At 51.6% G+C, this 6,280-nt stretch carries 6 protein-coding genes and 1 tRNA gene; 4 read left to right on the top strand and 3 right to left on the bottom strand.

Going from position 1 to position 6,280, the window contains the following annotated elements:
- Together QZ279_RS01800 and QZ279_RS01795 are read right to left on the bottom strand one after the other, a co-directional pair.
- Nucleotides 1–495 (bottom strand): ComEC/Rec2 family competence protein (locus tag QZ279_RS01800; RefSeq protein WP_293447191.1); only part of this gene is annotated, 495 nt, incomplete at its 3' end.
- A 35-nt stretch (nucleotides 496–530) separates the two neighbouring features.
- Nucleotides 531–815 carry a hypothetical protein gene (locus QZ279_RS01795; RefSeq protein WP_293447190.1) on the bottom strand — a complete coding sequence of 95 codons (285 nt, stop codon included), beginning with the start codon at nucleotides 813–815 and terminating at the stop codon, nucleotides 531–533.
- Between the two features lie 91 nt (nucleotides 816–906).
- Between QZ279_RS01795 and gltX the strand changes: the two genes are divergently transcribed.
- Complete coding sequence (gene gltX, locus QZ279_RS01790) at nucleotides 907–2,316, top strand: glutamate--tRNA ligase (protein WP_293447189.1); 1,410 nt, start codon at nucleotides 907–909, stop codon at nucleotides 2,314–2,316.
- A 76-nt stretch (nucleotides 2,317–2,392) separates the two neighbouring features.
- Nucleotides 2,393–3,691, top strand: a complete 1,299-nt coding sequence (gene gltA, locus QZ279_RS01785) for a citrate synthase (RefSeq protein WP_293447187.1) — start codon at nucleotides 2,393–2,395, stop codon at nucleotides 3,689–3,691.
- 56 nt (nucleotides 3,692–3,747) lie between these two features.
- On the opposite strand, the gene QZ279_RS01780 is transcribed toward gltA, so the two are convergent.
- Nucleotides 3,748–5,067, bottom strand: a complete 1,320-nt coding sequence (locus tag QZ279_RS01780; RefSeq protein WP_293447186.1) for an ATP-binding protein — start codon at nucleotides 5,065–5,067, stop codon at nucleotides 3,748–3,750.
- Nucleotides 5,068–5,107: 40 nt separating this feature from the next.
- On the opposite strand from QZ279_RS01780, the gene QZ279_RS01775 reads away from it, so the two are divergent.
- Together QZ279_RS01775 and QZ279_RS01770 are read left to right on the top strand one after the other, a co-directional pair.
- Nucleotides 5,108–6,016 (top strand): MBL fold metallo-hydrolase, encoded by a 909-nt coding sequence (locus QZ279_RS01775; protein WP_293447185.1) that lies wholly within the window; start codon nucleotides 5,108–5,110, stop codon nucleotides 6,014–6,016.
- Nucleotides 6,017–6,097: 81 nt separating this feature from the next.
- Nucleotides 6,098–6,172: transfer RNA gene (locus QZ279_RS01770), tRNA-Asn, on the top strand.
- Nucleotides 6,173–6,280: the final 108 nt, after the last annotated feature.

Below are 6,280 nucleotides of genomic sequence, written 5' to 3'. Positions count from 1 at the left end.
CCCCGCCAACAACCCCATATGCAGTCCAGAAATGGCGAGCAAATGCGCAAGATTACTGTGGCGCTGATTGGTGAGTGTTTCTTGAGAGAGCCCGCTGCGATCCCCTGTCATTAATGCGGCTGCAAAGGCACCTGTTTGACCACTCAAATGCATTTGCACACGCTCAGAGAGCGTAAGTCGCAGCGAAAAGAACGTTACTTCATCGGGCGGATAAGCCGCCAACAGCACTGGAACGCGGGAATATCCCAAGCCGCCCAAACCACCAAACCAAGCGTAACGCAGGAAATCAAACCCGTGTGGCTCTGCGGGACCAGAGGGCGGGGACAAATGCGCTGTCGCCATCACGCGCGCGCCCGCTTTTGGACGTGGATCGCCGTCAGAGCCAAACAGCGATAAACGCACAAATTGAGGGGTTTCATTCACCAAACGACGCCCCAGTTTCACCTGATCCAAGGTCACGCACAACGCGCCAGATTCAGAGCGGTCAAGCCCCACTACACGCCCTTCGACTGGCCCATAATATCGCCACTCTAAGATCGGGCAGCAACCGTCGCACTGCGTAAACCCGCCAACGCAAATCCTGCTGCCATTAGTGCGAGAGCCCACAAAATCGGGCGCAACGCATAGCTGACATAACGCAAAGCAACGCCACTTAGGCCAGCGCAACAGCCAGCCCAACCCAAAATCGCGAAACTTGGTTCAAACGGAGTTTGGAAAAACAGCAATACCCCCAAGCCAAGTAAGACAGGTGACCACACAAAGCCCTGCCCTAATTCTGCGCTTAAACCCTCGCGCAAACGGCTTGCTTGGCCCATGTGTGTTCGCGGCTCCTTGTCCTTGCGGGCTGTGATAGATATCAGATGTCAACTTTACCTAATTTATGCTTACCGAAAGGTTAATCGCGCTATGTCCGCTGATGTCGTCACACGTTTTGCCCCCTCGCCTACCGGCTATCTTCATATCGGCGGCGCGCGCACTGCGCTGTTCAACTGGCTTTATGCTCGCGGACGCGGCGGCAAGTTTCTGCTGCGAATAGAGGATACGGATCGTGCGCGCTCCACACCCGAAGACACAGCAGCAATCCTGCAAGGGATGGAATGGCTTGGCCTGGACCATGACGGCGAAGTCATCAGCCAATTTGATCGCGCGGATCGTCACGCAGAGGTGGCCAATGAAATGCTGGCCGCGGGCAAAGCGTTCAAATGTTTCGCGACGCAGGACAAAATCGAAGCGTTCCGCGAAGCTGCGCGTGCTGAGGGAAAATCCACACTTTATCGCAGCCCTTGGCGCGATGCCGATGCAAGCACGCATCCCGATCTGCCCTTCGTGATTCGTGTCCGCGCACCTGAGGGCGGTGTGATGGTGATCAAAGATGAGGTCCAAGGCGACGTGAAAATCGGCCACGACCAGTTGGATGATATGATTTTGCTGCGCTCGGATGGGACGCCTGTTTACATGCTTGCTGTTGTTGTTGACGATCACGATATGGGCGTGACGCATATTATTCGCGGCGATGACCACCTTAGTAACGCCGCACGTCAAATGATGGTCTATGAGGCGATGGGCTGGGATGTTCCTGTGCTGGCCCATATTCCGCTGATTCACGGGCCAGATGGCAAGAAATTGTCCAAGCGCCACGGCGCTTTGGGTGCACAAGAATATCAGTTGATGGGCTATCCCGCCGCTGGCATGCGTAACTATCTTGCTCGATTGGGGTGGAGCCACGGAGACGATGAATTCTTCTCGGATGCTCAGGCCAAAGAATGGTTTGATTTGACGGGAATCGGTAAATCTCCGGCACGTTTTGATACGAAGAAATTGGAACATTTGTGCGGTCAACACATAGCAAGCTCAAAAAATGCTGCTTTGCAGCAAGAACTTCTGGATTTTTTGGCGGCTAAAGGAAGTGACGCCATGTCAAAAGATAGGATTGCGCTTTTGTCATCGGGTCTAGATTGCCTCAAAGAACGGGCCAAAACCTTCCATGAACTTATTGAAAAAGCTGAATTTATCCTTTCTGACCGCCCCATTCAGCCTGATGAAAAGGCTCTTAAATCGCTCGATTCAGTATCCCGTGGTATACTGAACGCGTTGACGCCGCATCTGCAAAATGTTAGCTGGACCAGAGGCGCTTTAGAGGCAGTCACTGCTGAGTTTGCCGAAGCGAATGGCACTAAATTTAGCAAGATGGCTGGTCCTTTGCGCGCAGCGCTTGCCGGGCGTTCTGCGACACCAAGCGTATTTGATATGTTGCTGGTTCTAGGCCGCGAGGAATCGCTTGGCCGCATAACCGACGCTGCATCTGAGAACGGGTAAGACTTCGGTAAGACCCATCCGTTACACAAACCTGAACGCGGTCCGCGCGGTAGGTAGATTTGAAAAGGGAAATAATATGTCCGATACCGCAAAACGCAGCGCGAAGCTGACCATTGATGATCAAAGCATTGATCTACCCATCTATTCGCCCACTGCGGGCCCTGATGTCCTTGATATCCGCAAATTGTATTCACAAGCGGGTGTTTTCACATACGATCCTGGCTTCACGTCTACAGCAAGCTGTGACAGCACGATCACGTTCATTGACGGCATCAAAGGTGAACTGCTGCACCGTGGTTACCCGATCGATCAGCTGGCCGAGAATTCTCACTACCTCGAGGTATGCTATTTGCTGATGTACGGCGAATTGCCAACTGCAGCCGAGCTTGAGGATTTCGAATTCCGCGTCACGCATCACACAATGGTCCACGAGCAGATGATGAATTTCTTCCGTGGCTTCCGTCGCGACGCGCATCCAATGGCGATTATGACTGGCGTGATTGGCGCGATGTCCGCGTTTTATCCCGATAGCACAGACGTGAATGACCCATGGCAGCGCGAAGTGGCGTCAATCCGTATGATCGCGAAAATGCCAACGATTGCTGCGATGGCCTATAAATACACAATCGGTCAGCCATTCGTATATCCGCGCAACGATCTTGATTACGCATCCAACTTCCTAAGCATGTGTTTTGCAGTCCCTTGTGAGGACTATGAAGTGAACCCAGTTCTAGCCCGTGCCATGGATCGCATCTTTACGCTGCACGCCGATCACGAACAGAATGCGTCTACATCGACTGTACGCCTCGCATCGTCGTCTGGTGCAAACCCGTTCGCGTGTATCGCAGCTGGTGTTGCGTGTCTTTGGGGGCCTGCACATGGCGGCGCTAACCAAGCCTGCCTAGAAATGTTGCAAGAAATTGGAACTGTGGATCGTATTCCTGAGTTCATCGCACGCGCGAAGGACAAAGACGACCCCTTCCGCCTGATGGGCTTTGGCCACCGTGTCTACAAAAACTTTGACCCACGTGCCAAAGTGATGAAGCAATCCGCAGACGAAGTTTTGGAATTGCTTGGTGTAGACAACAACCCAATCCTGCAGGTTGCGAAAGAATTGGAAAAAGCGGCCTTGGCTGATCCGTATTTCGCAGAAAAGAAGCTGTTCCCGAATGTCGACTTCTATTCTGGCATCATTCTTGAAGCGATGGGTTTTCCAACGTCCATGTTCACACCCATCTTCGCGCTGTCACGCACCGTAGGTTGGGTCAGCCAGTGGAAAGAGATGATCGCAGATCCACAGAACAAGATCGGTCGTCCACGTCAGCTATACCTTGGTGAAACATCACGCAACTACACTGACATCGAAACGCGCTGAGCGATTTGAATTAGATTTTGCAAACGCCCTGCCAATCATGGCAGGGCGTTTTGCATTTAAGCCCCAATAATGATCTCGGCACGTAGACCACCAAGTTTCTCGCTTTTGCCAAAACGCAAAGTTCCACCATGCGCACGCGCAATATCGTTGGTGATCGCAAGACCCAATCCGACGCCTGTGCCTTTGTCTTGGTTGCGCGCTGGATCTAATCGAACAAAAGGCTTCACCGCAGCCCCGTGAAGTTCCTCAGCCAAGCCCAGACCATCATCTTCAACCCGAAAGACGATGGTTTTTTCCGTACGCAGGACAGCCACTTCTGCTGTGTTCCCATAGCGAACAGCGTTTCCAATCAAATTTTCCAAGGCACGTCGAATGGCCAAAGGGTTCAGCATTGCCAATTCGCCCTCATCCGCTTTTGTTAGAACAACATCCGTTCCCATACGCTGCGCATCTTCAATCACACCACGCGCTAATGCAGAGGGATCACAGCGCTGGTGCTCACCTTCTGCGCTACCACTCGCGAAATTCAGAAATTCATCCACCAACTTACGCATATCCTCGACATCGCGCTCAAGCGGTTCACGGTCTACATCATCCAACAAAGACAGCCCCAATTTCAACCGAGTCAGCGGTGTACGCAAATCGTGACTAACCCCTGACAACATCATGGTGCGTTGCTCAATTTGCCGCTCAATTCGTGCACGCATTGCCAAAAATGCGTTCCCTGCTGCACGCACTTCAATCGCACCAGACGCATGATAAGGTAGCGTTTGACCACGACCAAAAGCTTCGGCAACACGGCCCAACCGCGTTATCGGGCGTAGTTGATTGCGCAAGTAGAAGTAGGCAATCACTGTCATCAAAACACCAAAAAATACCATATTAACAAGCAGCTGATGAGGATTTGTCGCCGACACACGAGGGCGATCAAAAGCAATTTCCAAAGGACCAAGCCGTGTTTGCACGTATGCTGAAATGCGGCGGTCGTCTGGCATTTCTACAATGCTAAGTTCTTCTATTTGTCCTGCCAAAGTGCGCGCCACCACAATACCGGAAAAATCATACCAACGGCGAAAAGTCTGCTTTGGCACTGCGTCTTCTTCGACGAACACCAAATCAAACCTTAAGCTTTTTGAAATTTCGCGCGAGGCGTCTAGCGCGCTCGCTTGCGTTGGTAAGTCCTGCATTTTATCAAGGAGATAGCGTAATTCCAGTGCAACGTTTCGGCTCATTTGATTGGTCACGCCCTCAAAGTGGCGTTGAATGAACACGACGGACACGACCAATTGCAAAGTTACAACTGGCAAAACCAGAATAAGCGCTGCGCGGCCATACAAGCTACGCGGCATATAGCGTTTGAGCCAATCAAAAGACATGTCATAACCTACCCACCCCATGCGCAAGAGGAAAGAGCAGATGACACCAAATGATTTCAATCCACAGGCCGGAAAACCCGTGACTTTGGCACCTGCGCTGCGACGAATTCTTGCGCCGAACCCTTCGCCAATGACGTATCGCGGCACCAACACATACCTTTTAGGACATCACGACATCGCCGTCATTGATCCAGGGCCCGATAGCGATCCTCACTTGGCCGCGATTATGGCAGCATGCACCAGCCCCCAGCGCATAACCCAGATTTTGGTAACCCACTCCCATGTGGATCACTCTCCTTTGGCAAAGCGCCTTTCAGAAAAAACCGGTGCGCCTATACTCGCGTTTGGTCCAAGCGATGCAGGGCGTAGCGACGCTATGAAAGCTTGTTTAGAAGCTGGCATGCAGGGCGGTGGCGAAGGTATCGATACCGCGTTTCGTCCGGACGTTTTGATAAGCGATGGAGAACAAATTTCAGCAGGTGATCAGATGATCACAGCATGGCATACGCCCGGGCACATGGGCAATCACATGTGTTTAGCTTGGAACGATGCCGTATTTTGCGGTGATCTTGTCATGGGATGGGCCAGCTCGTTGGTGTCACCTCCCGATGGGGATTTAACTGACTTTATGGCGTCCTGTGAAAAGCTGCGAAGACTTGATGCAAATATTCTACATTCAGGGCACGGCGCGCCTATTATAGATCCCAAGTCGAGGCTTGAGTGGTTGATTGAACACCGAAAGTCGCGCGAAGCACAAATTATCCAACAGCTTAGCCTTGCCCCAGCAGCAGCGAGCACGATCGCTACTAAAATTTATTCTGATACACCCACTGCATTACTACCCGCCGCAACGCGTAATGTTATTGCACATCTCATTGATTTAGAAGGAAAAAATATGATCACGCGTGCAGGAGCACCAACAGAATCCGCCATTTTCAAACTGCTTTGATAGAGTTTTGAAGAAAATCACGAAATTCACGTAAATGCCTCTAGACGTGGCAAAGCCGCATTGCTATATCGCCCTCAGTATTCCGGCGTAGCTCAGCGGTAGAGCAGTTGACTGTTAATCAATTTGTCGTAGGTTCGATCCCTACCGCCGGAGCCATTTTTTCACCACATTAACATTGTTTATATGGCTATGACGGCCTATACAGTCTTATTAGGAACACTTTTTGGGGTCAGTTAGGAACACTTTTTCGTCGCAGTTAGACTA

The sequence above is a fragment of the Planktotalea sp. genome, assembly GCF_018607965.1.
Classification (GTDB): Bacteria; Pseudomonadota; Alphaproteobacteria; order Rhodobacterales; family Rhodobacteraceae; genus Planktotalea.
Note: the sequence above shows the minus strand (reverse complement) of the source record. Positions and strands in the feature narration are given on the sequence as shown.

Bases quoted from the DNA above. Each gene is read 5' to 3' on its own strand.
- gltA (WP_293447187.1), top strand. From the start codon at position 2,393: ATGTCCGATACCGCAAAACGCAGCGCGAAGCTGACCATTGATGATCAA.
- QZ279_RS01795 (WP_293447190.1), bottom strand. From the start codon at position 815: ATGGGCCAAGCAAGCCGTTTGCGCGAGGGTTTAAGCGCAGAATTAGGG.
- QZ279_RS01775 (WP_293447185.1), top strand. From the start codon at position 5,108: ATGACACCAAATGATTTCAATCCACAGGCCGGAAAACCCGTGACTTTG.
- QZ279_RS01780 (WP_293447186.1), bottom strand. From the start codon at position 5,067: ATGTCTTTTGATTGGCTCAAACGCTATATGCCGCGTAGCTTGTATGGC.
- gltX (WP_293447189.1), top strand. From the start codon at position 907: ATGTCCGCTGATGTCGTCACACGTTTTGCCCCCTCGCCTACCGGCTAT.